26 protein-coding genes are annotated in these 26,950 nt (G+C 47.0%); 13 read left to right on the top strand and 13 right to left on the bottom strand.

The annotated features are described in order from the left end of the window. Window positions 1-29: 29 nt before the first annotated feature. Window positions 30-1,241, bottom strand: a complete 1,212-nt coding sequence (locus Q0V21_RS14095) for an MFS transporter (protein WP_301879431.1) — start codon at window positions 1,239-1,241, stop codon at window positions 30-32. 204 nt (window positions 1,242-1,445) lie between these two features. On the opposite strand from Q0V21_RS14095, the gene hemE reads away from it, so the two are divergent. The 6 genes from hemE to Q0V21_RS14065 all read left to right on the top strand — a co-directional run bounded on the left by hemE (window position 1,446) and on the right by Q0V21_RS14065 (window position 7,945). Beyond that, on the top strand, window positions 1,446-2,510 hold the full coding sequence (gene hemE, locus Q0V21_RS14090) for a uroporphyrinogen decarboxylase (RefSeq protein ID WP_301879430.1): 1,065 nt from the start codon (window positions 1,446-1,448) through the stop codon (window positions 2,508-2,510). Further along, window positions 2,503-3,453 (top strand): ferrochelatase, encoded by a 951-nt coding sequence (hemH, locus tag Q0V21_RS14085; RefSeq protein WP_094937450.1) that lies wholly within the window; start codon window positions 2,503-2,505, stop codon window positions 3,451-3,453. Before hemE ends, hemH begins: the two co-directional genes overlap by 8 nt. Next, a complete protein-coding gene (gene hemY / locus Q0V21_RS14080) occupies window positions 3,453-4,877 on the top strand; it encodes a protoporphyrinogen oxidase (RefSeq protein WP_301879429.1) in 1,425 nt (474 codons plus the stop codon). Before hemH ends, hemY begins: the two co-directional genes overlap by 1 nt. Window positions 4,878-5,062: 185 nt before the next feature. Further along, a complete protein-coding gene (locus tag Q0V21_RS14075; protein WP_301879428.1) occupies window positions 5,063-6,472 on the top strand; it encodes a CapA family protein in 1,410 nt (469 codons plus the stop codon). 25 nt (window positions 6,473-6,497) lie between these two features. Continuing rightward, on the top strand, window positions 6,498-7,250 hold the full coding sequence (locus Q0V21_RS14070) for a glycerophosphodiester phosphodiesterase (RefSeq protein WP_301879426.1): 753 nt from the start codon (window positions 6,498-6,500) through the stop codon (window positions 7,248-7,250). A gap of 59 nt (window positions 7,251-7,309) precedes the next feature. Beyond that, a complete protein-coding gene (locus tag Q0V21_RS14065) occupies window positions 7,310-7,945 on the top strand; it encodes a fumarylacetoacetate hydrolase family protein (protein WP_301879424.1) in 636 nt (211 codons plus the stop codon). Window positions 7,946-8,063: 118 nt separating this feature from the next. Here the strand turns inward: Q0V21_RS14065 and Q0V21_RS14060 are convergent, their stop codons facing one another. Then, window positions 8,064-8,471, bottom strand: a complete 408-nt coding sequence (locus Q0V21_RS14060; RefSeq protein WP_301879423.1) for a hypothetical protein — start codon at window positions 8,469-8,471, stop codon at window positions 8,064-8,066. A gap of 393 nt (window positions 8,472-8,864) precedes the next feature. On the opposite strand from Q0V21_RS14060, the gene Q0V21_RS14055 reads away from it, so the two are divergent. From Q0V21_RS14055 to Q0V21_RS14040, 4 genes are all read left to right on the top strand, one after another. Then, window positions 8,865-9,674: a DUF92 domain-containing protein gene (locus Q0V21_RS14055; RefSeq protein WP_301879422.1), complete on the top strand. Its 810-nt coding sequence runs from the start codon at window positions 8,865-8,867 to the stop codon at window positions 9,672-9,674. Between the two features lie 13 nt (window positions 9,675-9,687). Beyond that, complete coding sequence (locus tag Q0V21_RS14050; protein WP_301879420.1) at window positions 9,688-10,266, top strand: TetR/AcrR family transcriptional regulator; 579 nt, start codon at window positions 9,688-9,690, stop codon at window positions 10,264-10,266. A 64-nt stretch (window positions 10,267-10,330) separates the two neighbouring features. Next, entirely contained in the window at window positions 10,331-12,265 is a 1,935-nt protein-coding gene (locus Q0V21_RS14045) for an ABC-F family ATP-binding cassette domain-containing protein (RefSeq protein WP_301879419.1), read from the top strand. 177 nt (window positions 12,266-12,442) lie between these two features. After that, the gene (locus Q0V21_RS14040) at window positions 12,443-13,291 is read left to right on the top strand and encodes a hypothetical protein (protein ID WP_301879417.1); all 849 of its coding nucleotides are present in this window, start codon (window positions 12,443-12,445) and stop codon (window positions 13,289-13,291) included. 177 nt (window positions 13,292-13,468) lie between these two features. On the opposite strand, the gene Q0V21_RS14035 is transcribed toward Q0V21_RS14040, so the two are convergent. The 5 genes from Q0V21_RS14035 to Q0V21_RS14015 form a co-directional block, all read right to left on the bottom strand. Next, on the bottom strand, window positions 13,469-14,509 hold the full coding sequence (locus Q0V21_RS14035) for a M42 family metallopeptidase (protein ID WP_301879415.1): 1,041 nt from the start codon (window positions 14,507-14,509) through the stop codon (window positions 13,469-13,471). Window positions 14,510-14,631: 122 nt separating this feature from the next. Continuing rightward, a complete protein-coding gene (locus Q0V21_RS14030) occupies window positions 14,632-15,021 on the bottom strand; it encodes a LapA family protein (RefSeq protein ID WP_301879414.1) in 390 nt (129 codons plus the stop codon). Window positions 15,022-15,157: 136 nt separating this feature from the next. Next, window positions 15,158-16,948, bottom strand: a complete 1,791-nt coding sequence (pepF, locus tag Q0V21_RS14025; RefSeq protein WP_301879412.1) for an oligoendopeptidase F — start codon at window positions 16,946-16,948, stop codon at window positions 15,158-15,160. 200 nt (window positions 16,949-17,148) lie between these two features. Continuing rightward, window positions 17,149-17,334, bottom strand: coding sequence for a hypothetical protein (locus Q0V21_RS14020; protein ID WP_024629224.1), 186 nt, complete (start codon window positions 17,332-17,334; stop codon window positions 17,149-17,151). A 3-nt stretch (window positions 17,335-17,337) separates the two neighbouring features. Then, window positions 17,338-17,571 (bottom strand): hypothetical protein, encoded by a 234-nt coding sequence (locus Q0V21_RS14015; protein ID WP_024629225.1) that lies wholly within the window; start codon window positions 17,569-17,571, stop codon window positions 17,338-17,340. 163 nt (window positions 17,572-17,734) lie between these two features. On the opposite strand from Q0V21_RS14015, the gene Q0V21_RS14010 reads away from it, so the two are divergent. Further along, window positions 17,735-17,932, top strand: coding sequence for a cold shock domain-containing protein (locus Q0V21_RS14010; RefSeq protein ID WP_017689394.1), 198 nt, complete (start codon window positions 17,735-17,737; stop codon window positions 17,930-17,932). Between the two features lie 135 nt (window positions 17,933-18,067). Here the strand turns inward: Q0V21_RS14010 and Q0V21_RS14005 are convergent, their stop codons facing one another. From Q0V21_RS14005 to Q0V21_RS13980, 6 genes are all read right to left on the bottom strand, one after another. After that, window positions 18,068-19,237, bottom strand: coding sequence for an MFS transporter (locus tag Q0V21_RS14005; protein ID WP_301879410.1), 1,170 nt, complete (start codon window positions 19,235-19,237; stop codon window positions 18,068-18,070). 37 nt (window positions 19,238-19,274) lie between these two features. After that, on the bottom strand, window positions 19,275-20,615 hold the full coding sequence (locus Q0V21_RS14000; RefSeq protein WP_024629227.1) for a hypothetical protein: 1,341 nt from the start codon (window positions 20,613-20,615) through the stop codon (window positions 19,275-19,277). Window positions 20,616-20,849: 234 nt separating this feature from the next. Next, on the bottom strand, window positions 20,850-22,334 hold the full coding sequence (locus Q0V21_RS13995) for an oligosaccharide flippase family protein (protein ID WP_301879409.1): 1,485 nt from the start codon (window positions 22,332-22,334) through the stop codon (window positions 20,850-20,852). A gap of 84 nt (window positions 22,335-22,418) precedes the next feature. Then, window positions 22,419-23,525, bottom strand: coding sequence for an amidase domain-containing protein (locus Q0V21_RS13990; protein WP_301879408.1), 1,107 nt, complete (start codon window positions 23,523-23,525; stop codon window positions 22,419-22,421). Window positions 23,526-23,544: 19 nt separating this feature from the next. Then, entirely contained in the window at window positions 23,545-24,159 is a 615-nt protein-coding gene (locus tag Q0V21_RS13985) for a class F sortase (RefSeq protein WP_079345620.1), read from the bottom strand. A gap of 73 nt (window positions 24,160-24,232) precedes the next feature. Beyond that, a complete protein-coding gene (locus Q0V21_RS13980) occupies window positions 24,233-24,511 on the bottom strand; it encodes a hypothetical protein (RefSeq protein ID WP_079345618.1) in 279 nt (92 codons plus the stop codon). A gap of 301 nt (window positions 24,512-24,812) precedes the next feature. Here Q0V21_RS13980 and Q0V21_RS13975 point away from each other — a divergent pair, with 301 nt between their 5' ends. Beyond that, on the top strand, window positions 24,813-25,892 hold the full coding sequence (locus tag Q0V21_RS13975; protein WP_024629232.1) for a tetraprenyl-beta-curcumene synthase family protein: 1,080 nt from the start codon (window positions 24,813-24,815) through the stop codon (window positions 25,890-25,892). A 54-nt stretch (window positions 25,893-25,946) separates the two neighbouring features. Then, window positions 25,947-26,918, top strand: coding sequence for a 6-phosphofructokinase (gene pfkA / locus Q0V21_RS13970; RefSeq protein WP_169478620.1), 972 nt, complete (start codon window positions 25,947-25,949; stop codon window positions 26,916-26,918). Window positions 26,919-26,950 lie beyond the last annotated feature (32 nt).

Raw genomic sequence — 26,950 nt, 5'->3', positions numbered from 1 at the left:
TAAGAACAAATATTTTTTAGATCGAAGCTTTAGGATTCTCTGATCAGAGGAGGTTTTTTGTATAGTTTGAGTCTCACCCACACCATGTTGAGCAACAACAGTCCACCGGAAACGATGAACAGTCCTTCGATGCCAATAAACCCGGCCATAAAACCGCCGATTACAGCTCCAAGCATGTTCCCCAGCGCAAGTGTACTCGTATTAAAGCTGAACGCCCGGCTAATCATGCTATCTGGCGTATAGGAGCGAATGAGCGCGTTGACACTTGGAAGCAGGCCACCCATGAACACACCCATCATGAACCGGACGATGATGAGCTGCCATACCGTCTGCACGAAAGCTTGAGGTATAAGCATAAGCCCGGTCCCTATAAGAGAGAACGTAAGTATCTTGTGTGAACCTACCCTGTCACTGAGCTTTCCAAGAATCGGGGACATGGCCATATTGGATAGTCCCGTGACTGCGCCGACAACTCCAGCCCAGAAGGCGACGTTCACATCCGAACCGTGTAATTTCTGTACATACAGCGGCAAGAGTGACATCGGGCTGATCATGGCAAATTGCAACAGGAATGTTACAGCGAACAACGCGGGTAACTGGGGTGACTTGTTGAGTTCCTTCAAACCGGACAATACGGATTGTTCCGGCAGTTTGGCCGCTTCCTTGCGGTCAAATTTCTCTCGGACCAGGAACATGGCAAGCATTGAAGCTACGAAGATCAGTCCGCCTGTAATGTAGAAGATAGGGCGGAAGCCCACTGCATCAGCCAGTAAACCACCGATCAGCGGACCCAGAATTGTACCAGCCACCTGACCGGACTGGCTAATCCCCATGGCGAAACCCATTCGATCCTTCGGTGTTGTACCCGAGATTAACGAAACCGCTGCTGGGTTGAAACCAGAGATCGTACCGTTGAGCAGTCTTAATAAAAGGAGCTGCCATGGGCTCTGTGCAAAACCCATCAGGGCGATAACGATCGCCATCCCGAATCCGGAACGCAGCAACATAATTTTTCGGCCGTATTTGTCAGACAATTTGCCCCACAAGGGCTGGAACAAAAATGAGGTGAGGAAGTTGGCAGCAAATATAAATCCCGCCCATATGCCAATTTCATGCTCACCAACCACGCCAAGATCCTTGGCGAGATAAAGGGACAAAAACGGGGTGATCATGGTCATGCCCGAGTTGACCAGAAATTGTCCGAACCAAAGCACAATGAGGTTTACTTTCCACGTTTTCAAAGTGCTTTCACTTCCTTTCCGATCGTTTCTGCAACGTTTCAAAAAAACACGATTCTTTCATTATAACATAATTGGCATATAGATGAGGGGATGTAAGGAATGTCATAGTATTGTCATCGGAACAGATCGACACGTGGTTGTTACCGCTCTTCAAAAAGGGCATAATGTTATTTATGAGTCCAAAAACTATTGGAGGCTTCTTACATGAGCTATAATGATCGTCTGATTCAGGCCAGCTTCAAACAGCAAGTGGACCGTGTTCCGGTGTGGTACATGCGTCAGGCTGGGCGTTATGATCCCGAATATCGCAAGATTAAGGAAAAGTATTCTTTGCTCGAAATTTGCCGTCAACCTGAGCTAGCAGCTGAAGTTACACTCATGCCGGTACGTAAACTCGGTGTGGATGCGGCTATTTTGTATTCCGATATTATGAATCCGGTTGCTTCGCTCGGTATAGATTTTGATATTGTTAAAAATATTGGACCCGTTATAGACAATCCAATCCGCACGGCGGCAGATGTGGATCGTTTGCGTCCCATTGATGTTGAGGGAGATCTGTCTCATATACTGGAGACGATTCGAATCCTGGACAAGGAACTGGATGTACCCTTGATTACGTTTGCTGGTGCACCTTTTACCATCGCCAGCTATTTGATAGAAGGCCGACCTTCCAAAGGGTACATACGGACGAAAACGATGATGTACAGTGAACCGGAAGTATGGCATAAATTGATGCAAAAACTGGGCGATATGGTGATTACATATGTCCGTGCACACATTGCGAACGGCGGCAAGGCTTTCCAATTGTTCGACAGCTGGGTAGGCGCGCTTTCGCCAAACGACTTTAGAACGTATGTGTTACCGACGATTACTCGTATCTTTACCGAATTATCGGATTTGAATGTACCGAAAATTTATTTCCCGGGTGTCGCTTCTGGTGAATTGCTGCCAACCCTGCATGATCTGCAAGCTGATGTGATTGGGTTGGATTGGAGAGTATCGATCTCCGAGGGACGTAAACGACTGGGTGGAAAATTTGCTGTGCAAGGCAATATGGACCCTTATGTGCTGACTGCACCGATGGATCTGATCAAGCAGCATGCCAAATTGACTATTGATGAAGGCATCAAGGAGCCAGGGTATATTTTTAACCTGGGGCATGGACTATTTCCTGAAGCATCTTTGGATAAATTAAAAGAACTCACGGCGTATATTCATGAATATTCTGCTGAAGCATTGAAGACTGGGGTGACGGTTACTAATGACTAATACGGTAGGTGTACTGGTGATGTCGTATGGCACACCTGAGAATATGGAAAGTATTGAAGCGTATTACACACATATCCGGAGAGGACGTCCGCCTGAACCGGAACAACTGAAAGAACTGACCGACCGTTATGAAGCGATCGTTGGGGGCGTATTCCCTCTTCGTGAAAACACGGATAATCAGGTTAAGGCCCTTCAGGAGACGTTAAACAAGGATGATCGTTCCAATGAAGTTGAATTCCGTTGTTATCAAGGGTTAAAGCATGCGTATCCGTTCATTGAGGATGGCGTGGAACAGATGGCGAAGGATGGAATTCAGACCGCAATAGGCATTGTACTGGCACCGCATTTCTCCACGATGAGTGTAGGGAGCTACATCAAGCGCGCTCGTGAGAAAGCGGAAGAACTGGGAATCCAAATGTCCTTTATTGAGAGTTACCATCTGCATCCAAAATTAATTCAAGCTCTCTCCACACGTGTTAGCGCCAAATTGGATGCTTTCGAGGAAGCGGGAGCCAAACGTGGGGATGTACGAGTGTTGTTCAGCGCACACAGTCTGCCTGCGCGAATTGTGGATATCGGTGATCCATATCCGCAGCAACTGCTGGAGACTTCGGAAGTTATTGCTTCGCGTTTAGGAATTACCAACTGGCAGTTTACGTGGCAAAGTGCCGGGCGGACGGCGGAGCCATGGCTGGGCCCTGATATTCTGGACACGCTTCAGGATCTTGCTCGTGAACAGGTAGAAGATGTGCTTGTAGCACCAATTGGATTTGTATCGGATCATCTGGAAGTGCTCTATGATCTTGATATTGAGGCCAAAGCGATTGCCAAAGAGATCGATATGCGCCTCATGCGTATCGATTCTCTCAATAGCGACCCGCTTTATATGGAAACACTAAGTGACGTCATTATTAACCAATGGCAGCAAGGAACGGATGTGTAATGGAAGACCATAAACGTCGTGTTGTTGTTGTCGGCGGAGGGCTGACCGGCCTAAGCGCGGCATTTTATATCCGGAAGCATTACCGGGAAGCAGGGGTTGAACCTGTAATTACCTTGGTTGAGAAAAGTTCTTCCATGGGTGGCATGATTGAGACGCTGCACCGGGATGGTTTTGTCATTGAGAAGGGGCCGGATTCTTTCCTTGCCCGCAAAACGGCGATGATTGACTTGGCTAAAGAGCTGGAGATGGATCATGAGTTGGTCAGTCAAAACCCGGAATCCAAAAAAACGTACATCATGCAGCGTGGCAAGTTACATCCCATGCCGGCAGGACTCGTACTCGGTATTCCGACGGAGTTGAGATCGTTTCTGAGAAGCGGTCTTGTATCTCCGGCAGGCAAGCTGCGGGCATTAATGGATTTTGTCATTCCTCCCCGCCGCACAACGGAGGATGAATCGCTCGGTTATATGATTGAGCGCCGCCTTGGAGCGGAAGTGCTGGAAAACCTCACTGAGCCGTTGCTTGCAGGCATTTATGCAGGTGATATGCGACGATTGAGTCTTCAGGCAACCTTTCCGCAATTCGGAGAAGTGGAGCGGGATTACGGTAGTTTGATCCGGGGGATGATGACTGGCCGCAAACCGGCAGAGACTCATACGGGAACGAAGAGAAGTGCTTTTCTGAACTTCCGTCAAGGCTTGCAGAGCCTCGTTCACGCGCTTGTACATGAATTGCAGGACGTGGATCAACGTCTAAACACTTCGGTGCAATCCCTGGAGGTTCAGACTGGAGATGCGGCTAGATATAGCATTCAACTGGGTAACGGTGAGCGTCTTGAAGCGGATGATGTAGTCATTACCGTGCCTACGTATGTTGCATCCGAACTGCTACAACCCCACGTGGATACAACGGCTCTGGATGCGATTAACTACGTATCGGTGGCGAATGTGGTGCTGGCTTTTGAGAAAAAAGATATCGAACACGTATTTGATGGGTCCGGTTTCCTCGTTCCGCGCAAGGAAGGCCGCAATATTACAGCATGTACTTGGACATCAACCAAGTGGCTGCATACCAGCCCGGATGATAAAGTACTGCTTCGTTGCTATGTTGGCCGTTCGGGAGACGAGCAGAACGTGGAACTCCCGGATGATGCGCTGACGGATCTGGTACTCAAGGATTTGCGTGAAACGATGGGCGTAGAGGCTGTTCCGATCTTCTCGGAAATTACTCGGCTTCGCAAATCCATGCCGCAATATCCGGTAGGTCATCTGCAACAGATTGCAGCACTCCGGGAGGAGCTTGGCAGCAAATTGCCGGGGGTGTACATTGCGGGTGCTGGTTATGAAGGTGTAGGGTTGCCTGATTGCATTAGACAGGCGAAAGAAATGTCAGTTCAAGCTACGCAATTACTTGCTGCACAATAATTAACGTACATGGCTGTCTCAAACGTAGAGATATTCTACAACGGAGACAGCCTTTTTTTAGGCCAAAACGTGAAAAGCAGAGAGAAGTGAATTCTTTCTATGCTTACAGTTCCAAGGAATTATGGAAATCCAGAATATGCCTGATATAATATGATAAGGATTGCTGTGAAGAAGAGGAGCTGCCTATGTATCCCCCAAGATCAAAACGAAGTGTACAGAAGAAAAAAGTAAAACGTGCCCGCAAACGGTTGGTCTGGATCATTAATCTGGTATTGATCGTGGCCATTGGACTCGTCTGCCTCTATTACGCAGTAGGCATGAAGGAACAGCAAGTTGACCCGAAAGGGAAAGAAACGGTTGTGAATCAGGAGCCTGTGAATGAAGAGGATGCTAAGGGCGGTGATCAGGTAAGTTCACCTGATACGGATTCGCAGGCAGGTAATACTTCGACTGAAGGATCGGATGGTTCTGATGAACAGGTAGCTGAAAATTCCGACGTTAAGTCGGGTGAGGAAAAAACGGATGCTACAGGCTCCGAGGCAAATGGAAAGATGGATACAGGAACGAAAAAACCGATGGATACTCCCGCTTCTTCCGGCTCAAAGGAGAGCGAAGGTACAGGAACTGGGGCGACTCAGCCATCTAATTCGGCGAACGATGTAACCATCAACTTTGTTGGGGACATCCAATTTTCGGGCAAAGTTGCTGAACTGCTGGATAAGAACGGGTATGATTATCCCTTCGCGAAGCTTGGTAACCTGTTCAAGAACGATGATCTGACGATCGGCAACCTTGAAACGCCAGTAACTCTTGGTGGGACTGATGCATTGGATAAAACCTATGTATACAAATCTTCGCCAAAAGCACTTGCAGCGATGGCTTCAGCTGGTTTTGATGCCGTGAATCTGGCCAACAATCATATCCTTGATCAGGGCGTTGAGGGTCTGGTCGATACGCTGGCGTATCTGAAGGAATATGGTATTGCACATGCTGGTGCGGGAATGAACCAGGATGAGGCTTATACACCTGCTTATCTGGAACGCAAGGGCATAAAAATTGCATTTCTGGGTTTTAGCCGGGTAGTACCGAAAGCGAGTTGGAAAGCGGAAGGTAATCGAGCAGGTGTTGCCGAAACCTACGATTCTACAGGTGCAGTCAAGGCGATTCAGGAGGCCCGTCAAAAGGCTGACTTGGTCATCGTTGTTGCACATTGGGGAGAGGAACGGGTCAGCACACCGAATAATGATCAGACTCGACTGGCACATGAATTTGTAGATGCCGGTGCTGATCTGGTTATAGGCGGGCATCCCCATGTGTTGCAAGGGGTGGAGTATTACAAAGGCAAGTGGATTGCATATAGTACAGGCAACTTTATTTTCTCGAAATCAACGACAGAGGAAACGTGGAAAACAGCGATTTTTCAGGCGAACTGCAGTAAGGAAGCTAAATGCAGCATGAAGGTTATTCCTTATGAGGCTGGGCTGGGTCAGGCAATTCCGATGTTGGATGAAGCTAACAAACTGCTGCTGGAGCAGATGACGCAGCTTTCGTCAGGTATTCGTTTTGATGCGAATGGAGTTGCATCACCAAGTTGAAGTCTATTTTTGGAGGAGGGATGGAATGAACAACCTTTGTGTAGCACACCGCGGATTTTCGTTCACTGCACCGGAAAATACGATGGCTGCATTTCTGCTTGCCATGGAACAACCTGAAGTTCAGTGGATGGAGCTGGATGTACAGTTGTCGCGTGATGGTGTTCCGGTCGTTATTCATGACTTTACGTTGAATCGGACGACTAACGGTAAAGGACTCGTTCGAGAGACGGACTGGTCAGATATACAACAGCTGGATGCGGGATCATGGAAAGGAAAAGCCTATAAAGGGGAACGGGTTCCCGCTCTTACTGAAGTGCTGGATCGTTGCTGTGGCAAAGTTCGCTTGAATATCGAACTGAAAACGCAAGGAAACATGTATCCTGGTCTGCCGGCAGCGGTTATTCATGAGGTAAGGAAGAGACATATGCAGCATGACGTGGTCATCACTTCGTTTGAACCTGCGGCTCTGGTTGAGGTTAAGAAACTGGCCCCGGAATTCAAAACAGGGTTGATTATTGATGCACGGCCAGGTGATCTGGCAGCAGTGCTGCGACAAATGAATTGTGGTTTTCTTTCGATCGGGTACACAAATGTAGACAAATCGCTGATGCGGGAAATGCGAAATGAGGGTATTCAGGTGATGGCATGGACGGTGGATGACAAAACAATCATGAAGCGGCTCGCGGCAATTGACTCGGATCTAATGTTATGTACGAACCGACCTGATGTATGGGAACAGGCTTTTCAGGAAACGAGCAGCCGATTCTTCAGACCGTAATAAAAAGATGAACATGCTCCAACTACGCTAATGAATCCGATAAAGGTGGTCGTAAATCCATGTTGACAAACATTCGCAATGTATACTGTGTAGGACGAAATTATAAACTTCATGCAGAAGAATTGGGCAACGCGGTTCCGGATGAACCGATGATCTTTATGAAGCCTTCCCATGCGGTCGTGCCTTTGAATGGTGATACGCTTCAATTGCCTGCTACAAAGGGTGAAGTACATTATGAGGCTGAACTTGTCGTTCATATTGGCCGGGACTTTGAGCCGGGTATGACTGTGGATGAATTGATTGATGCGTATGCGTTTGGCATTGATTTTACGTTACGTGACGTACAGACGGTTATCAAGAAAAAGGGGCATCCGTGGACAGCGGCCAAAGGGTTCAAGAACTCCGCTCCGGTTACAGCATTCCAGGCATTTCCGGGCGCTCAGGCACTTCTTGAGAAAGACTTTACACTTACCAAGAATGGTGCCGAAGTCCAACGGGGCAATATTCGTAACATGATCTTCGGCCTTCAGGATATTGTGGATTATGTAGGCCATCATTACGGCTTGGGGCCTGGAGATGTCATCTTTACAGGCACACCAGAAGGTGTTGGACCAACGGCAGCAGGAGATGTGCTTGAACTGGCCTGGGACGGCGAGTCCTTGGGCAAATGCACGATTTCAGCAGTAATTCAGTAAGCACCGTACATCATAGATTCTGCCTACTTAGAGTGAATATGAAATAGGTGAGGGGCGTCTCGACGCTCCTTTTTTTGTCATGCCCTCATTCTCTGCCTTAGCCTAAGGGGCTTTTCATTTACGCCAAGTTGTAGGCGGTATTGGCACTCTCCGTTACCAACTCTTCCAGTTCACCGCTTTGCACAGCGTGTTGCTCCGAGCTGATACTTCCACTTGCGAGTCGTTGATCTAATTGCTCCTTAAGCTGCCTTATTTGCAATACGATAACCTCATCGAAGTCACCATCATTTTCATCTGCAATCATTCTCAGCGATTTACCTGCGTACAGATCCTGAACCAAATCATCTTCTGACTTTAGATTCAGAGCGCTTAGCAATTCATCTCTGCTCTCGTCTTTGGTATCTATATTAACAATGGACCATTTCGCCAAGGGGATAGGGGATATAGCTGATCTGCCCCAGGCTGTTCCGGCGAAGGACATAGTGACAACCATTGTTCCTACAATCATTACACGCTTCATGTTCATGTGTGTCATCCTCATTTCAATAGTTAAGTACGAGTTGAATCGTAACTGGTCTTGATGTAACGTTCTGATGATAGTGTAACCGGGAAAGCTGAAGTGAAACTTAAAACCAGATAAGTTAATCCAAATGTGATAGATAAGAGGATAGCGAAAAGTGATTTAAATTCACACTTGACAGGTTGGGTTTCATGGGGGTGCGACTGGAAGTAGGATCACGCATATCCGTTTATCGCAGTATCAGTACACCTGGTTTGGTAGCTTTCAAAGTTGCCGAATCAGGTTTTTTGTATGCTGGCATAGGCAGTTTCGGCATTGGCATCAAACCGTGGTATAATTGAATTTCAAAAATATAAAACGTCATGTGGGCCATATATGTTGCCACATGCAGGAGAACTTATGGACTGGATTATTGGCGCCGTATGCGCTTTTGTTGTGGCGGGTGCTGCCTACGCGAAGAAGTCGCTAACCCTGTCCGGCTGCCTGGCGGCTGTGATGATGGGTACGATATATTATGGAGCGGGCAACCTGTTCTGGTTTGGAACACTGCTGTTGTTTTTCATTACCTCAACGCTGTTCTCCAAATTTCGCAAGGATCGCAAACAGGAGCTTGAGAAATCGTATGCCAAGACAGGCAATCGTGACGCGGGGCAAGTCATGGCTAATGGTGGAATCGGTATGTTTCTGGTTCTGGGGAACTGGATCCTTCCACACCCGGCCTGGATGTATGCTTTTATTGGTGTCATGGCTACCGTTACTTCAGATACATGGGCAACCGAGTGGGGAAGTCTTAGCCGTAAGCCGCCACGCTCTGTCGTGACGTGGAAGGTGCTGACCCCAGGTACCTCTGGAGGTGTTTCATTACTTGGCACACTCGCTGCTGCCGTAGGCGGAGCTTTGATCGGCGCGGGGGCGTTCTTCTTTTCCTGGATTGCCGGGATTGAAGGCTTGAGTTTGCTCAGCTGGACGTTTGTCGGCCTTGTAGGTGGATTGGCAGGAGCTTTTGCTGATTCCTATCTGGGCGCAACGGTTCAGTATATGTATCGTTGTACCGTGTGCGGCCGTGAGGTCGAGGTAAATGAACATTGTGGACACAAAACGGTTCGAGCGCGTGGCTGGTCCTGGATGAGTAATGATCTGGTGAACGTGCTCAGCTCGGTGATTGGTGGAGGTTTGGCGATCGGTTTAGGTATCATTTTAGCGTTGTAGGGAGGGAGTGCATTTGAGCACTGTGCAGGGAGACAAATCGGAGGCAATTCTGGATGCAGCTTACGGTATTTTCGGTTCAAAAGGATTCTATGAGACGAAAATGTCCGATATTGCGGACGAAGCGGGCATCGCGAAAGGCACCATTTATTTATATTTTAAAAACAAGGAACAATTATTTATTGCCGTATCCAAGCGGGACTGCAACGGTTTTATCAGCCGCCTTGATCAGGCGTTGAACTCACATCAGGGTACTGGGGATAAGCTTGGTGTGATCGCCAAGACTCATCTTACGTATTATTATGAGCGTCGCAATCATACCAAGCTGTTTTTTATGGCACCCAATAATGATCCCGACCTGATGAAATTCATGAAGGCTTTTATGAATGAATATATGAGCATGGTCCGTGAGGTATTAGAGAATGCTGGCGTACCTGAGCCTGCTCTGCTCGCTGAAGCTTATATCGGGATTCTCGATCGGCTAAAGATGGATATCATGCTTAATCCGGAGTTTAACGAGGAGCATCTGAACAAACGAATTGCCTTTGCAGCAGCTCTGTTTCTGGATGGATGTCGTTCCTTTTTACAAGTATAAAGAGAGTGTACGGGATGGCTATTAGATATTGATTATTAATTTACAGAGAAGTAGGTAACGTGCAATGAACATAATGACGGTAGAGCAAGTTGCAAAAAGTTATGGCGAGAAAATTTTGTTTAAAGACGCCTCATTTGGTATGGGCGACCAGGACAAGATTGGTGTCGTTGGTGTCAATGGAACCGGGAAGTCCACATTTTTGCGTGTCATTGCAGGCATGGAGCCAGCAGATGAAGGACAGATCTCAATGGGGAACGACGTACGTATACAGTTCCTTGCACAGAATCCACAGTTTAACCCGGATAATACGGTACTGCAACAAGTATTTGAGGGCGACAGCCCGGAGATGAAAACGGTACGTGAATATACGGAAACGATGGAGCTGCTGGAGCTTAACCCTTCTGATCCGGCACTGCAAGAGCGTTTGTTGCGCTTGAACCAGCAGATGGAGCAGCTTCAGGTCTGGCAGATGGAAAGTGAAGCGAAGAGCATTCTGTCCAAACTGGGAATTCGTCAATTCGATGCGCTGATGGGCACATTGTCTGGTGGACAACGCAAACGGGTAGCGCTTGCCTCTGCGCTGATTCATCCCTGTGAATTGCTCATTCTGGATGAGCCTACCAACCATATTGATAATGATTCTGTAGTTTGGCTGGAACAGTATTTGCAAAAACGGCGCGGGGCACTGCTTATGATCACGCATGATCGTTATTTCCTGGATCGTGTAGCGAATGTGATGCTGGAGCTGGATCATGGACGTTTATTCCGGTATGAGGCCAACTATACCCGCTTCCTGGAGCTGAAGGCAGAGCGTGAAGAGCGTGAATCGGCCTCGGAACAGAAGCGGCAAAACCTGCTGCGGACGGAGCTGGCCTGGATTCGTCGTGGCGCGAAGGCCCGGACAACAAAACAAAAAGCGAGAATTGACCGCTTCGAACAGTTGAAGGATCAACAAGGACCTAATCGGTCAGGCTCATTGGAGGTATCCGTGGGTTCCACTCGTTTGGGTAAAAAAATACTGGAGATCGAGCATCTGTCCAAATCGGCAGATGGCCGCAAATTGATTGACGATCTGAGTTATATTGCGGTGCCTGGTGACCGGGTAGGCATCGTGGGCCCGAATGGTAGCGGTAAATCAACCTTGCTGCAAATGATCTCCGGCAAGCTGGAACCTGATGCCGGGGAGGTTGTTGTAGGCCCTACAGTTAATTTGGGCTACTTCACACAGGAGCATCAGGAGATGAATGAATCTCTTCGGGTGATTGAGTACATCAAGGAAGTGGCCGAGAATGTAAAAACGGCTGATGGATCTATCATTACAGCAGCTCAGATGCTGGAACGTTTCCTGTTCACCCCTGCATCACAGTGGACACCTATCTCCCGTTTGTCGGGTGGAGAAAAGCGTCGTCTGTACCTGCTGCGTGTGCTGATGGCTGCACCGAATGTCCTGCTGCTGGATGAGCCGACGAATGACTTGGATATTCAGACACTCGCTGTACTCGAAGATTACCTGGATGATTTCCCGGGGGTTGTATTTGTCGTATCCCATGACCGGTACTTCCTGGATCGGACAGTGGATAAAGTGCTGTCTTTTGAAGGTGGCGGTGTTGTACGCGTGCATGTTGGGGACTACAGTGAGTATGCGGAATGGATGCTGAAAAATGCTCCTGCATCTTCTCAGGCAAGTACGACGGGAACAGCAGCTAAAGTAAAACCGGCAACGGAGGAAAGTAATTCTGCTGCCTCGGCGGTTAAACCTAGGCTGAAGTTCAGCTTCAAGGAACAGCGTGAATATGACCAGATCGATGAGAATATTGAGAAAGCTGAAGCTAATCTCGCCCGTATTAATAAAGAGATGGAAGAATCATTCAGCGATTCAGCCCGGCTGCAGGAGTTGATGGCAGAGCAGGCTGAGGCGGAGCGTCATCTGGATGAACTGATGGAACGATGGACGGTCCTGAATGAGCTTGCAGAACAGATTGAAAACAGCAAATCTTAAGCATATTCCAGAGTTATATTTTAATGAATCGTCCTCTCTTCAAAAAAGTGACTTGCAGTCGCCTTTTGAAGGGAGGGCGATTTTTTTGGGCTGTAAATGAATTTATATGAAACGTTAGCCATATTCAAACCGTTAATTAAATAAAGAATTCCATAGAAGGGGGAGAACACCATATCCATGTCTAGAGATCTGAATGAACAATTGGCAGTCCTCAAGGAAAAGGGAAGAATGTATGAGAAATGGAATGATCGGCTGGAGAAGCTGAATCAGGAGGAAGCAGAGTGGAAAACGAAAGTACAGCAGCGTCTGGAACACCTGGAGAAAGAAGAATTAGAGTTAATGGAAAGTAAGGCAGCGTATGATACGGCTTGCCAAATGTTAACGGATATCCAGGAGCAACGCTCGCAGGTGCAGCAGGAGCTGGACAGACAACGGGAATATCAATTTTGGCAGAGTGATTACAAGGTGTTATGGGGCCAGAAGGAAAACGATCTGCTCGAGAAAGATGCAGAATTGCAGCAAATGGCTGAGGATCGGGAACACCTCTCAGGTGAGATTCAGGAGCTGAATGAGGCGGACAGAGAGGGGCAGTATCTGCTCCTTGCACTTGAACGTGCTGAAAAGGCGTTGTCCTCTGCGGGAAATTGGGGAGTATATGACATGATGGGTGGTGGTGTAATCTCCACCCATATCAAGCGCAGTCGAATGGATGATGCCCAGGATGCCATTATGGATGCAGGAAGACGTCTTCGCCGTTTTCAGAAGGAGCTGGAGGATGTGAGGATGGCCGTAAACACGGAATTACATCTTGGAGGCCTGCTTTCATTTGCAGACTATTTCTTCGACAATCTCTTTGTGGACTGGATGGTTCAGGACAAAATCCGCAAAGCTGAAACCCAGGTGAAGGATGGACTACGTGCGGTGCGGAGCACGTTGCTTCTGCTGAAGAGTGAGATTCGGGAGCACAGAGAGAAGCTGGAGGTTCTGGAACGCAGATATCGCGAGCATGTTGAACAAGCGGATTAGACATGCCAAAGAAGAAGGACACGTTCAGCGCGCCTAAACGGCATCGCTTACGTGTCCTTTTACATGATTAAGGTGGGATGGATAGATGATCAAGTTGTCGTGCCCGAGAAGATCGACATCACGACTCTTAGCATTCATTTAAACGATGTCCTGTTTACCACCCGTACATAATTCAATTTACTTGGTCGTAATATATGCGGCGAGCAGTCTCGCTGTATTCAGGACGGCGTCTTTATGCGTACGCTCCATGGAATGGGAAGCATGAACTCCCGGACCAATCAACGCAGCGCGGATGTTATTTCCTCCACGTAATGCCGCGCTGCCATCGGAGCCGTAGTGAGGATAAATATCAACTACATAGTCAAGGTTCGCCTGCTTGGATAATTCGATCAAACGGGTCGTCATATCATAATCATATGGGCCGGACGAATCTTTGGCACAGATGGATACATCCGTCTCCTTACAGCTAAGGTCGTCGCCCATTGCGCCCATATCTACAGCAATCAATTCGCTGATTTCTGCAGGAATATAAGATGCGCCGTGTCCAACTTCTTCATAGTTCGAGATGAGCAGCGAAACGTTATGTAGTGGTTTCCAGTTTTCGCGATGTGCTGATTCCAGGATACCAAACAAGGCAGCTACGCTGGCTTTATCATCAAGGTGACGTGATTTAATATATCCGCTTGGCGTGATGACCGCACGAGCATCGAAGGAAATAAAGTCTCCCACAGAGATACCCAGTGCCAAAACATCTTCCTTGGAGGAGACCACTTCATCAATACGCACTTCCATATGGCTCTCGCTTCGCTCAAACGTACGTGCATCTGGATAGACGTGTACAGAAGGGTGCAGCGAGAGAATGGTACCCGTATAGATCTTCCCTTCGCGTGTGTGAATGGTGCAATACTCGTTCTCAATACTGTTCATGGTAAATCCGCCGACGGAGGTGAGCTTTAGTGTACCGTATGAAGTGATGGAACGCACCATCGCTCCCAATGTATCCACATGTGCACTCAGTCCAATCGTTCTGGAAGAATCTTGCCCAGGTAAAGTGAGCACAGCTCCGCCCTTGTTGTTCAATTCAAAAGCGACATTGAGTGATTCGGCTTCCTTGCGGATCATCTCGATAATATCGTGGGTATAGCCGCTCGGGCTTGGAGTATCCAGTAATTTTTTCAGAAAAGACAGAACATAGGATTCGTCAATGGTAAAACTCATATGGGAATTTCCTCCTCGTTAATGAATATGCAGAAAGTTGTTCTTCAAACAGAATACAGCCTGTCTGGCAGAATGTACAATCCCATTCTTGATGGCCAGCAGGCTGCCTCTGATGTGATGTGTTACAGCTTACCCGAAGGATTTCCTTTTCGTTGGCTCTGAATGGAATCGGACTCCGCAGAAGTGTTGTCCGAATCGTTCGTTCCGAAGGTATCCATCGTTTTAAACGAGTCCAGAGAGGAGGAAGAGCTGCTTGCTGCGGAGCTCTCCAATTCGGATACACGTAACTTCAATTGCTTGTTCTCGCGTTGCAGTCGATATTGGCGGAAGATGCCATAAGACCCTACAATGATTCCACCGATTAGGGTACAGCCAAGAATGAGCAGAATCAGTGGGATTTGAACCGTGTTAAATAGCAGGTTGACTTGTACGGAATCCACATTAATGACCGCAAAAATTCCGGTAAGCAGTGCAAAAACGAGACCTGCGATGAGCGCCCATTGCATTTTCATGGTGGTGCCTCCTTGTTGAACAATTCAGGACTATGTACGCAATTACCCTAATTCATGAGTCTTGCATCTTGCTTGATTATAAAATCCCTTGCCCCAATGGGCAAGGGATACAGGTCACATAGACGAGAAAGCAACCTTATTTGGTTAGTTGTTCCATTTGCTCAATCAGTTCCTTAAACACGCTCATAGCTTCACGAATCGGTTCTGGCGTAGACATATCTACTCCAGCTTTTTTCAGGATGTTGATGGAATAGTCACTGCCACCGCTCTTGAGGAATCCAAGATAACGGTCCACAGCAGGTTGACCTTCTTCCAGAATTTGCTTGGAGAAACTGGTCGCTGCTGAGAAGCCGGTCGCATATTTGTACACGTAGAAGCTGTTATAGAAGTGGGGAATACGTGCCCATTCCATTTCAATCTCTTTGTCCACAACCATGCTGTTTCCATGGTATTTGACATTAAGGTCATAATAGATTTCGGAAAGCAGCTGAGGTGTGAGAGCCTCACCCTGTTCAGCACGCTCGTGAATAATTTTTTCGAATTCTGCAAACATGGTTTGACGGAATACAGTGGTACGGAACTGATCTGCATAATACGTCAGCAAGTACAGCTTTTCCTTTGGATCGGTCGATTTATTAAGTAAATAATCCATCAGCAAGGCTTCATTCGTTGTGGATGCAACCTCAGCCAGGAAAATGGTGTATTGTGCATCCCGATACGGAAGCGTAGTATCCGAATAGTGGGAATGCAGAGCGTGACCCATTTCATGTGCCAGTGTAAACATGCTATTCAGATTATCTTTGTGATTCAACAACACGTAAGGGTGAGTGCCGTAGGCTCCCCAACTGTAGGCGCCTGAACGTTTATTCTCATTTTCGTATACATCAATCCAGCGGTCATCATAGCCGGCCTGCAATGCGTCTGCATAATCCTTACCAAGCGGCTTCAAGCCATCTTTAACTGTTTGTTTTGCTTCCTCGTAGGTAATGTCCATTTTGTATTCATCCACCAGTGGAGCGAAAAGGTCATACATATGCAGCTTATCTACGCCGAGCAATTTTTTGCGCAAGTCCATGTAACGGTGTAACAACGGAAGGCTTTCGTGAATCGTATCCACAAGATTGGTATAGACATCCTTCGGAATGTTGTCGCCGTAGAGGGACATATCCATGACGGAAGGATATTTCCGAACATTGGCATAAAACATGTTTTTGGTTACGTTGGCGTTCAGGGCTGCAGCAATCGTGTTCTTTTGCTTGGCATAAGTTTCATACACCGCTTTGAAGGCACGCTCGCGAACTTCCCGATTCGGATTTTCCAAGAACTGAATATAGCTGCCGTGGGTGAGTTCCACTTCTTTTCCATGCTCATCCTTGATTTTCGGGAACTTAAGATCGGCATTGTTTAACATGCTAAAGATGGTCTGTGGTGCCTGGGACAGGTTGCCCACCTGTGCAAGCAGTGCTTCTTCAGCCTGGCTCAGTACATGAGCCTTTTCACGTTTCATCTCTTCCAATGTGAACTTATAGGCAGAGAGTTTCTCGTTGGAGATGAGGGCATCCAATTGATCATCCGGAAGGGACAAGATTTCGGGTGTAACATAAGATAGTGCCTCACCAACCTGCACGCTTAACTTCTGTGCTTTTTGGGAGAGGTTTTGATATGTAGGGTTAGCTGTGTCTTCATCTTGATGCATCCGGGCATATACAAAGAGACGTTCGGTTTTGAGACTGATCTTATCTTCGAGTTCAAAACAGTTTTTGAGTGCCTCAGGTTTGTTCAGTTTGCCCTGAAATTCGGAGGCTTTCTTAGTCAAAGACGATACTTCTTCATATTCCTGATCCCAAGCTTTCTGATCGGCAAATAGATCTTCCAGTTTCCAGGTTTGTTCAGTAGGTACCTCGGAACGTTTCAATAGTTGACTCATGGGAATCCTCCTTTGATGAAGTGATGAATATATAGACGAAGCTGCCTTCGTCCCACTCGCTTGTGCGGAGAGAGACGAAGGAATCAGACTAAGTACCAGCAGAATAAACAGCGATTTGCGGTATTTCAACGGCCTTCCTCCTCACTATACGAATAATCCCGTATAGTATGACCTGAGGGGCATTGAAATATTTGAAGAAGCTAGGCTCCCATGTTGACCAGGAAGTAAACGATCAGGAAAAATGCGAAACAAATCAGCAGGGTAGCAATCAGAGCCATGCCCCGTCTTAGACGATCCGGGATGGAGTTGCGTCCCAGAATCAGCACAATTCCCAGGGAAAAAGCAAGAATAATAAAGATGACAACATTGCTTGAGTCAAGCTGCATAGGCTAGACCCCTTTGAAGGCAGCCATCAATTGACGCCATTCGTCCTCGCGGTTCTCAAAATCTTCTTTCGGGAAGCGGCGTTCAGCCCAGTGCATCAACGCAGGTCGGCTGAGGAATGTATGGCATTCTTCGCCCCACTCTTCCGATATTTCACGTAGCACCAGATATTTGCCTTGAACTTCTACAGTCATCATATTCCACTTGTCTGTTTTGTATATTTCATGTTTTTTTATCATAGGTAGTCTCCAAACTAACGGTTTTGGTAAAATGATACCGTACCCTTGGATTCAAAGCAAATTTTTTCGACTTTTATGGAAAAGATAAATTGCAATGTAGAAGGTCCTACAGTATAATAAGGGTATTCGCCATAGATGGCGATATTTTTAGGAGGTTGTTCATTTGAAAGGTACAGTTAAATGGTTTAACGCAGAAAAAGGCTATGGCTTTATTTCAGTTGAAGGCGGCGAGGACGTATTCGTACATTTCTCCGCAATCCAAGGCGACGGCTTTAAAACATTGGAAGAAGGTCAAGCGGTAGAATTCGAAATCACTGATGGAAACCGTGGTCCTCAAGCAGCTAACGTAAACAAATTGTAAGAATATTTCCGGTTAAACGGATTTCTTATAAATGATTGGCTTCTAGCTGAATATAAGAACCCAAGCACAGTCCCCCCTGGGAGGCTGTGCTTTTTTTGATATGTTGAGTTCCATAAGGGAAATTTTCATTATTGCTTATGCGCGGCTAGTCATGCTTGACCAAAGCTTCATGGAAAATCCAATAAGTGCGGCCAGGGAGAATGCCATCGCCGTGAGATAGAAAGTGTTTCTGCCGGTATGCTCCAGCAGCAATCCACCCAGTGTTCCGCTGAGCAGACCGGAAGCACTGGACCATACAATCGTAAACAAGGCCATGCCAGTCGCCCGATAATCATCCGGAACAAGGCGGGTAATATAACGGACCCCAGTCACGTAAAAGATGCCAAAGGTCACGCTGTGCATCGTTTGGATGGCAACAACTGCCGCTGGTGTATCCGAGATGGACATCAGAAATAAACGAATGGTATACATCAGCGCAGCAATCGTGAGCAAAGGAAGTTCCTTGTAGCGATTTCCGTATCTGCTTAACAGCAGAAACACCGGAATTTCGCTTACGGAAGAGATCAACAGTGACCAGCCGATCAGCCCTTCACTGGCACCTAAATCTTTTAGCGTAATGGTAAGAAAAGCTTCATTCATCCGGTGACCCAGAGCGAGCAGGAAAACGCAGCCGAAAAAGGTGAGAACATCCCTTCGCTTCAAGATGGACCATAGTCCTGAGAGATCCATTTTAGTGCTGCTGCCCGAAGGCTGATCTTTTAATTGAAAACCGATCAGGAGGGTAGTGGCTGCCAGCGCAATACATACCCACATCGTCCATCCCGGCCCGAAAGAGCCGAGAAAGTATCCGATGCTTAACGCAAAGAATGCATATCCGATCGAGCCAAAAACACGAATGGAAGTAAAATTCCGGCCATATTTGCTTGCGGTTGTAATTGCCATCGTATCGGAAAGCGGATATACGGGATAGTAGAAAAAGTAAAACAGGGTCACCAGTACAAATACCTCACCAAAGGTTGTGGCATTGGCGAGCATGATACCTGTGATCAGCTGCCCGGCAAGCAAGATGATCATCACTTTACGTACGGTTTTGTAGCGGTCACTGGCCATGCTCCAGAACATGTTGGAGAATACGGAGACGAGAGGACCAATTCCGTACAGGTAACCAATCTCAGCCCGACTGAACCCCAGATGGCTGAAATAAAGCTGAAAATACGATACCACCAGTACGGTGGAACCGAAGATGGTGAACATGAGTGCCCGCAGCCAGGTTTGATCTGGCCGGGCGGTATGACTTGATTTCATGATGAAAGGCTCCATTCTTGATAACAGTTCAATTTTATTATCCTTTGAGGGAAGAAGATTTCCCGGATGAGGGAACAGACATCGTAGGTTCCTTTTGCGTACGCCGGATGACCAGCCAGACAATGACAAGCTCGGCAAGCAGACCGAGAGATTGAGCCACTGCACCGATCATACCGTTCCACGCCGGGAATATGCTGACCAGAATGAGCAGGACGATAACCGTACATATGGCATTGGCCGTCTGGGAGCGAAACATCGTTTTGGTCTGTCCGCGCAGCAGAATCAAACCATTGCTGAAGTCGAGAAAAGGTGAAATCAGCGGAAAGAGTACAAACGCTCGCAGCGTCCACAAACTTTGCTGTAGCAGATTACCCTGTACGCTCATTACATTTTCCAATACCCACGGTCCAAGTGGGGTGTAGGCGATGGAGACGGTCATCGCAAAAGGAACGAATCCGGTGACGAGTGCGAACTTCTTCACAAGTTTGGCATCAACAAGATAGAAATTCAGCACGATCTGGTGGATGTATGTAAAAAAACTTAGCATCAGCTGCATCAGGCTACTCGCAACGGCAAAGGAAGAAATGGCCAGGGCGATCCCGGTCGTTTTGCCAAGTACGATATTAATGACGGGACCGATAAACAAAGCTACGAAACTGGATAATAACAGCGGCTTGTAGAAGCGAAAGACGTCGCCCTTGTTTTCAACGGGATGATCCTCCAGCTTGGCTGGCATCTTGCGCTTGATGCTGTTTCCTTCGAGAAAACTGACCAAAGCCTCAATCATCATGCCAGCAGCAAAAATGATAGCGCCTACACGACCGCTGTCAATACTGTCTGTATATATGAAATACAAGGACAGGCCGTACATGCCAGCAAGACGGAATAACATGCCGATCGTCAGCCATTTTGTACGGTTATTCGTAATAATGATGCCCTGATAGATGTTACGGATGACCGAAAAGATGCTGACGTACATGAGAATCTCATAAACGTCGATTACTTTGGATAACAGATCCGGGCTTACGCCAAACAGATATTTGAATACACCTGTACCAATGGGCGAATATGCGATGAGGAATCCGATCAGAAGTACACAAGCGAGAAATATTTTGGTCACAAACGTGAGGGCCTGAAAGGAAAGGCGATCCCTTACCAGCGCCGAACAGGTCTGACGCAGCAGGGTTGAGGGGCGCTCGGTGAGGGTCAGCAGGCTACCGGCGATGGCGTAGCTGGCAATGACTGTCTCGGGATGAGCGGAACGTGCGAGTGTGCTGTTAATGATTACGTGAGAAATGGTAACGAGAGACGCGGATATGCCCAGCGGCACAAAAAATGCAAATAACCGTCTCCACGAAAGTGGTTCATTTGACATCATGTCAACGACTCCTTTGATGGATGAAATATGCCTAGTATTCAGATAAGGCTTACAGAAAAGAGATGCCCGCCAGCTATGGAATGCCAGCGGGTCAATAATATTCCGATACTTTAAAAGATTAAAGACATTATAGTCTTGTAGGGATGTGATGTAAATAGATGGGATTCAGTTGTTTGCTTTTAGAACGAGACATTCGGTCTGGGTTTATGTATGTGTTTGCCAAAAGGGACGGTTTCAGCTTCTCAGGCGATAGTGGATCAACAGATAGCTTCCGTTTAGCAGGAAAAATAGAAAAATGCTTGGAAGAATCGCGTAATCTCCCCAGTATACAGGCAGGGTGGTCCACTCCCTCAACCAAGCCACTAACGCTGAAATTACTATCACGACCATGAAATGCAAAGTCAGACTGCTGATGCGAACACCTTTCAGCAAATTTCTTAATCCGATCAGATTTCCAGACATGATGATAAATTCCATAATTATGACACCCGCCACTCCACCTTTAAGATGAACTCCATTTAGAGGGATAAGGAAGTAGTGGGAGAGGGTAGCTGCAGTAATACCGATAGCCGTTGCGATCAGACTGATTTTTTTGTTATCCTGTGCCCATAATATACTGGTGGATACCTCACGAAGTCCAACAAGCAGGGGGATAATGCTTAACCAACGAATCAGCTCAGCAGTTTGTCCGGAATGGAATAAGAGCTGTGCCAGCTCGCGGTTGAAAATCCACAAAAAGGAGCTGGAGGTGATCCCCCAAATCCAGACGATCTCCATCGTTTGCCTGCTTTTCTTAGCAAAATAATCATAACGAAGCTCCTGCCAGGAGAGAGAGAGCTTCATGGTCAGGGTATGTGATATGGCCGCGGTTACAATCGTTGGCATATATACAACCAGCATGGCCATACCCATAAGCAGACCGTACATTGCAGTGGCTTGTGCGGAGGTGTAGCCTGCGATTTGCAGTCTTAAGGGGATAATGACCGCATCTAGCATATCGGAAAAGGGAATAAGTAGCCGTGTGACGGAAATGACCAAGGAGCTCTTAATAAACCAAAAGCCGTCTGATCTCCCTGTGGAAACATAAGGAGGTATTTCATTCTTTTGACCGGTATATCGCAAAAAAAGAAGCAGCATCACAAAAGCGGCAATTCCGCCCATTGCTGTTCCGATCAAACTTCTCCCGACCGCATACATTACACCCTGAGGAAGCCACAGCCAAGTCATACCCAGCATCAGCCCGATACGAACAGCTTGCTCTATTACCTCCGAGACGGCAATGGCACCGTAATATTCAAGACCTTGTAAGTACCCCCGCAACAGGCTTAAAAGAGGTACGACGAATATCGCAATGGACAGAGAGCGTATAAACGGCTCCAGAACAGGATTACCCAACCACGTTGAAATGGTTGAAGCGTAGGCGAGTGTAAGTAAACAGAAAGTTGCGCCAATCATTGACAGCAAGGTGGATAATCGCTTGAACCAGAACCAGCCAAGTGCAGGCTGCTTGGCTGTGTACATTCCCAAGGAGGTAGGAAGCCCCCCTGTTATCAGCATAAGCATGAAACCAAAATAGGAATAAGCGATTTGGAATAATCCTATACCTTCAGGACCCGCCATGCGGGTGAGGATGATACGTCCAGTGAGACCCATTACTTTGACCAGAGAGACAGCACCGATACGGATACTCGTCTGCTTGAGACCGGGAGGGATGTTCATCTATTTCACTCCATCCAATACAAAACACTTCTTGTCCACCATTGATATGAGCAAAAGGAGGCAAGTATGTGTGTTTTGAAACGATCAGTCTCGAATATGAATGAGGATATACGACGTTTTGTTATCCCAGCCCAAGTCAAACGGTGCCTGAAATCGATCGGCGGTGTGGGAATTGACGAGGGGATAGCCGCGCTGATCGAATCCGGTAACAACAGAAAAATGGTCTACATCATGATTCATTACATGAGCGATCAGATCGCCAGCTGCTAGCTCGCCTATCAAACCGTACGGGTGAGCCTCCGTTTTTTCGACCAGCTTCGAAAAGGATCCCGTCGCGATTTTTTTTCCATACCCGGAGTAAAGAATGAAATCTTTGAATGCATCCGTTTGTACCCAGGTTTTGGTACCACCCTTGGGAAAATGGTATCTCCATGCCCCCATCATCGGTAACCCGCCGCCTTCTTTCTGATCTCCAAGAGCTTGGGAAGCAAAATTGGTACAGTCGCCCCCTAAATTATTGTAATTTTTATATTTGGAATTATACTTGACCTTGTCGTTTGTTCTCCATGCGATCCCCGCGTATTTATTTGCATAGTCCACCGCTTGTTTTCGTTTGTAGTTCTTGCCGTCCTTTAGTTCAGGACGATGAGGGGGTGAAGAAGGCAGCCCTGCTGCAATTAGTCGAGGGTTCTCCTCCAGCGGATCGAGGTACCATTCCTTCGAGACGATCCATTGATCATTGATTTTTTTCAGTGTGACAGCATGCCAGGTTCCCAGTCCAAACGAATGGGTTGAAGACAATTGGTCTTTATAGGCATATGTGATTTGCTGCGAATGGCCCAAAGAAACCATCGCTGTGTTATCTTTGACACGAATTTTGGAGATATGGATTTTGGACTGGCAATCGGTAATCTTCATGTTACGAAGTTCGCTCCATGCATGAAGATAGGTTTTACGATTGATTTCCATCGTGTAAGCGTGACGGCTCAAGGGAGATTGTATATCATAATAGCGAACCATATTATTAGTTTGTCCGGCTAAGTACTTCGATCTTTGGGCAAAAAGAGATTCAAGATTTTGACTAATCTCAATCTCAAGTTGTGATGTAGTGGAAGAAGCCTCGGCAGGCCTCAAGTGTGGCACAGTCATACACAAACAGCTAATCAGGAGTACGGTTATCCACTTATGCATGGTTATCTCCTCTTGAATGTTATTCAACTAATCGGGTATACACGACAAGGCGCTTATTGTGCTCCTTTTTTTTGCGATCGTACGTTCCTGTACATGTGATCAGATTCAACTGCTTTTCAGCGGTGTCGCCGAATATTTTATCCAAAGGTGCTTCCTGCGTGTAATAGGATTCGACCTCCAAAACCTCATATTTAAGATAGTGGTTGTTCTGGTCAAATAAAAAAACAAAAGTACCCGGTTTCAGATGTTTAAGCGGGTAAAATATGGCTGGACCTGTATAGTTGTCTACATGACCGGCAACAATTGCATTTCCGTTTTCTCCAGGCAAAACTCCATCTACATATAATCCAGCGATCTCACTGGACTTGGGTACTTGCAGTTGTCCATTCTCTGACAGGTGAATAGGAGTGATTGAAGTACTCAAATGCACCGATGGAATGCACAAACGAACAGGTTTACTCATGACTATGGATTGCGGAATCCTTGTCTTTATCTCGGGATCAGTACTCGTCTGATCTTTAGGAGCGGATGTTTGGAAAGCGGTCTGTTCCTTCATGCTATTTGCCGGAGATAAGATAAGGCATGCAATGATTAAGAAAATTACAATAGCGGCGAATGAAGTGTTGTTTTTCATACGTTTCTCATCCTTATAAATAAATTGAAGAATAAGAGAAAAGAAAAATCGTTTTCTTTTCTCTTATCCCTTTTTACTCGCTTACGCCGCCATATCCTGTTTTAGGAAGGGCTTTTGGTGTAACGCTTTTTGCATGGATTTTATGCTCTTTGTTGACGGATTCTTGATGCATTTTGTGTTCTTTGCCTTTATGCGATTTCATGTGCATTTTGTGCTCCGCTTTGTGTTCTGCTTTGTGCATGGATTTCTCCATTTTGTGCATCGGTTCAGTTGCAGCGGATGCAGATGCAGAAGCACCGGATACAGCCAGCATTAGGCAAGCAGACAGAGAAACAATAGTTGCTTTATTCATACTTGAATTCCTCCCAGTGGGTAATTTGTATTACAGAATTTAATATCCCCAGGTCTTACATGATTATTGATTGTATTTATTTACAGCGATTATGGAAGTCATCCAGGTTTATTGTTGATTTGGTAAAATAGAATGAATGTTATGTGAATGGAAGGGGTATTTTGCAACAAGTCGTTCGTAGATGTGATTTTTTGCCGTGATTATGCGGGAGATCATTTGTACAATTAAGGGGATCATATTATAATAGGATTGGTTAAAAATCGCTCTAATACGTATTCAACCAAGTGGAGGCACATTTATTTTGAGCCAATCAAATCGAAATCGTCATCAATATCCGCGTGGACCGTTGGCATTGATGAGAGGGGTGTACAAATACACCATTCCGGAAACGCGGAAGGAATTGGATGGGTGGCGTGCCAAGGCGGAAAAAATTCCGAATGAGGAATTGCGCAATCAGGCACTGGCCAGTCTCAGGGACAAGCAGTTCCACTGTGAAGGCGGGACCGTTTATGCTTTACCTGATTTGCCAAACAGGCACATTCTGATTCCACTGATCGTTTCATATCAGACTATTAGTGATTATTTGGACAATCTGTGTGATCGCAGTACATCGATGGACCCGAATGACTTTCGGCTTCTCCATCAATCTATGCTTGATGCGGTAGATCCCGAAGCAACACCTGTCAATTATTATGCGCTCCGCGAGGAGCAGGATGACGGTGGCTACCTAAGGGATCTAGTGACCTCATGTCAGGAGCTGACCCGTCAGCTGCCAGGCTATGCATCCGCCAAGCCTCAAATTCAGGATCTGGCAGGCCTATACACGGACCTGCAGGTATATAAGCACATCAAGCCGGAACTGAGAGAAACGGCATTGCTGGAATGGTGGTCAGAGCATCGCCACCGCACACCTCAGTTCCGTTGGAACGAATTTGCCGCTGCTACTGGCTCTACGCTGGGCGTGTTCATGCTGTTTCTGGCTGCGAGTGACGATCAGTTGACAGAAGAGCAAGCGGCTTCGATCCACACTGCCTATTTTCCTCATGTATGCGCATTGCATATTATGCTCGATTATTTAATCGATCAGGATGAAGATCGTATCGGGGGAGATCTCAACTTCTGCAATTATTATGAGAATGTGGAGACAATGCTGGACCGAATTGCTTTTATTGTGGAGATGGCCCGCAGTGATGTGGAGAAGATTCCAGGAAGTTCGTTCCACCGGATGATTATCGAAGGACTGCTTGCCATTTACCTATCTGATCCCAAAGTCAGCGAACAACAGGAAGTTCGCGTCGTTTCCAAGCGTTTGATGAAGAATAGTCCGATGACAAGAGTGTTTTTCTTTATCTTTAGCCGCTGGATTCGTAAGCATATGTAAGTCAGGCGTATTGTGGTGGGAGCCTGAAGTGAAACTAGAGGAGGAAGAAACATCATGACAGCAGTAAAGAAAATCGCAGTTTTAACGAGCGGTGGTGATTCGCAGGGGATGAACGCGGCTGTTCGTGCGGTTGTTCGCAGCGGACTGTTTCACGGTCTCGAAGTGTACGGGGTTCAACGTGGCTACCAAGGTCTTTTGAATAACGATATTTTCCCGATGGACTTGCGGAGTGTAGGGGATATCATTCAGCGTGGGGGAACGGTTCTGCAGTCGGCACGCTGCAAGGAATTCTATACCGCTGAAGGTCAGCAAAAAGGCGCAGACATTCTGCGTGCACGCGGCATTGACGGCTTGGTTGTTATTGGTGGAGACGGTTCATACAATGGCGCCAACAAACTGAGCAAGCTGGGTATCAACACCATGGGTCTTCCCGGAACAATTGATAATGACGTTTCTTTCACCGATCACACGATCGGATTCGATACAGCAGTTAGCGTAGTGGTAGATGCAGTTAACAAACTGCGCGATACGATGTCTTCACATGAACGTTCTTCCATCGTTGAAGTTATGGGCCGTCACTGTGGCGATATCGCATTGCATGCAGGCCTTGCATCGGGCGCAGAAACGATTCTGGTGCCTGAAGTTCCGTTTGACATGGATGAAGTGGCAGACCGCATGAAAGCCAACTTTGCACATGGTAAACGTCACAGTATCATTATCGTTGCTGAAGGCGTAGGCAAGGGTGAGGATGTAGCAAAAGAACTGATGGAGCGCTGCCCAACATATGAGCCGCGTGTAACCGTATTGGGTCACATTCAGCGTGGTGGTACGCCAACTCCGTTTGACCGTAACCTCGCCAGTCGTCTGGGAGATTTCGCCGTACGCAGTCTGATTGCGGGTGAAACAGACAAAGGATGCGGTATTATCAAGGGAGAACTGACCCTGACGGATATTGATAAAGTGGTTAATACGAAAAAAGACTTCGATATGGAAACTTACGAGCTGGCACAGCGTTTGTCCCAATAATCAAACCATAACCAAAAGAGCACAGTCCCTTC

The sequence above is a fragment of the Paenibacillus sp. 11B genome (assembly GCF_030487755.1).
Classification (GTDB): Bacteria; Bacillota; Bacilli; order Paenibacillales; family Paenibacillaceae; genus Paenibacillus; species Paenibacillus vandeheii.
Note: the sequence above shows the minus strand (reverse complement) of the source record. Positions and strands in the feature narration are given on the sequence as shown.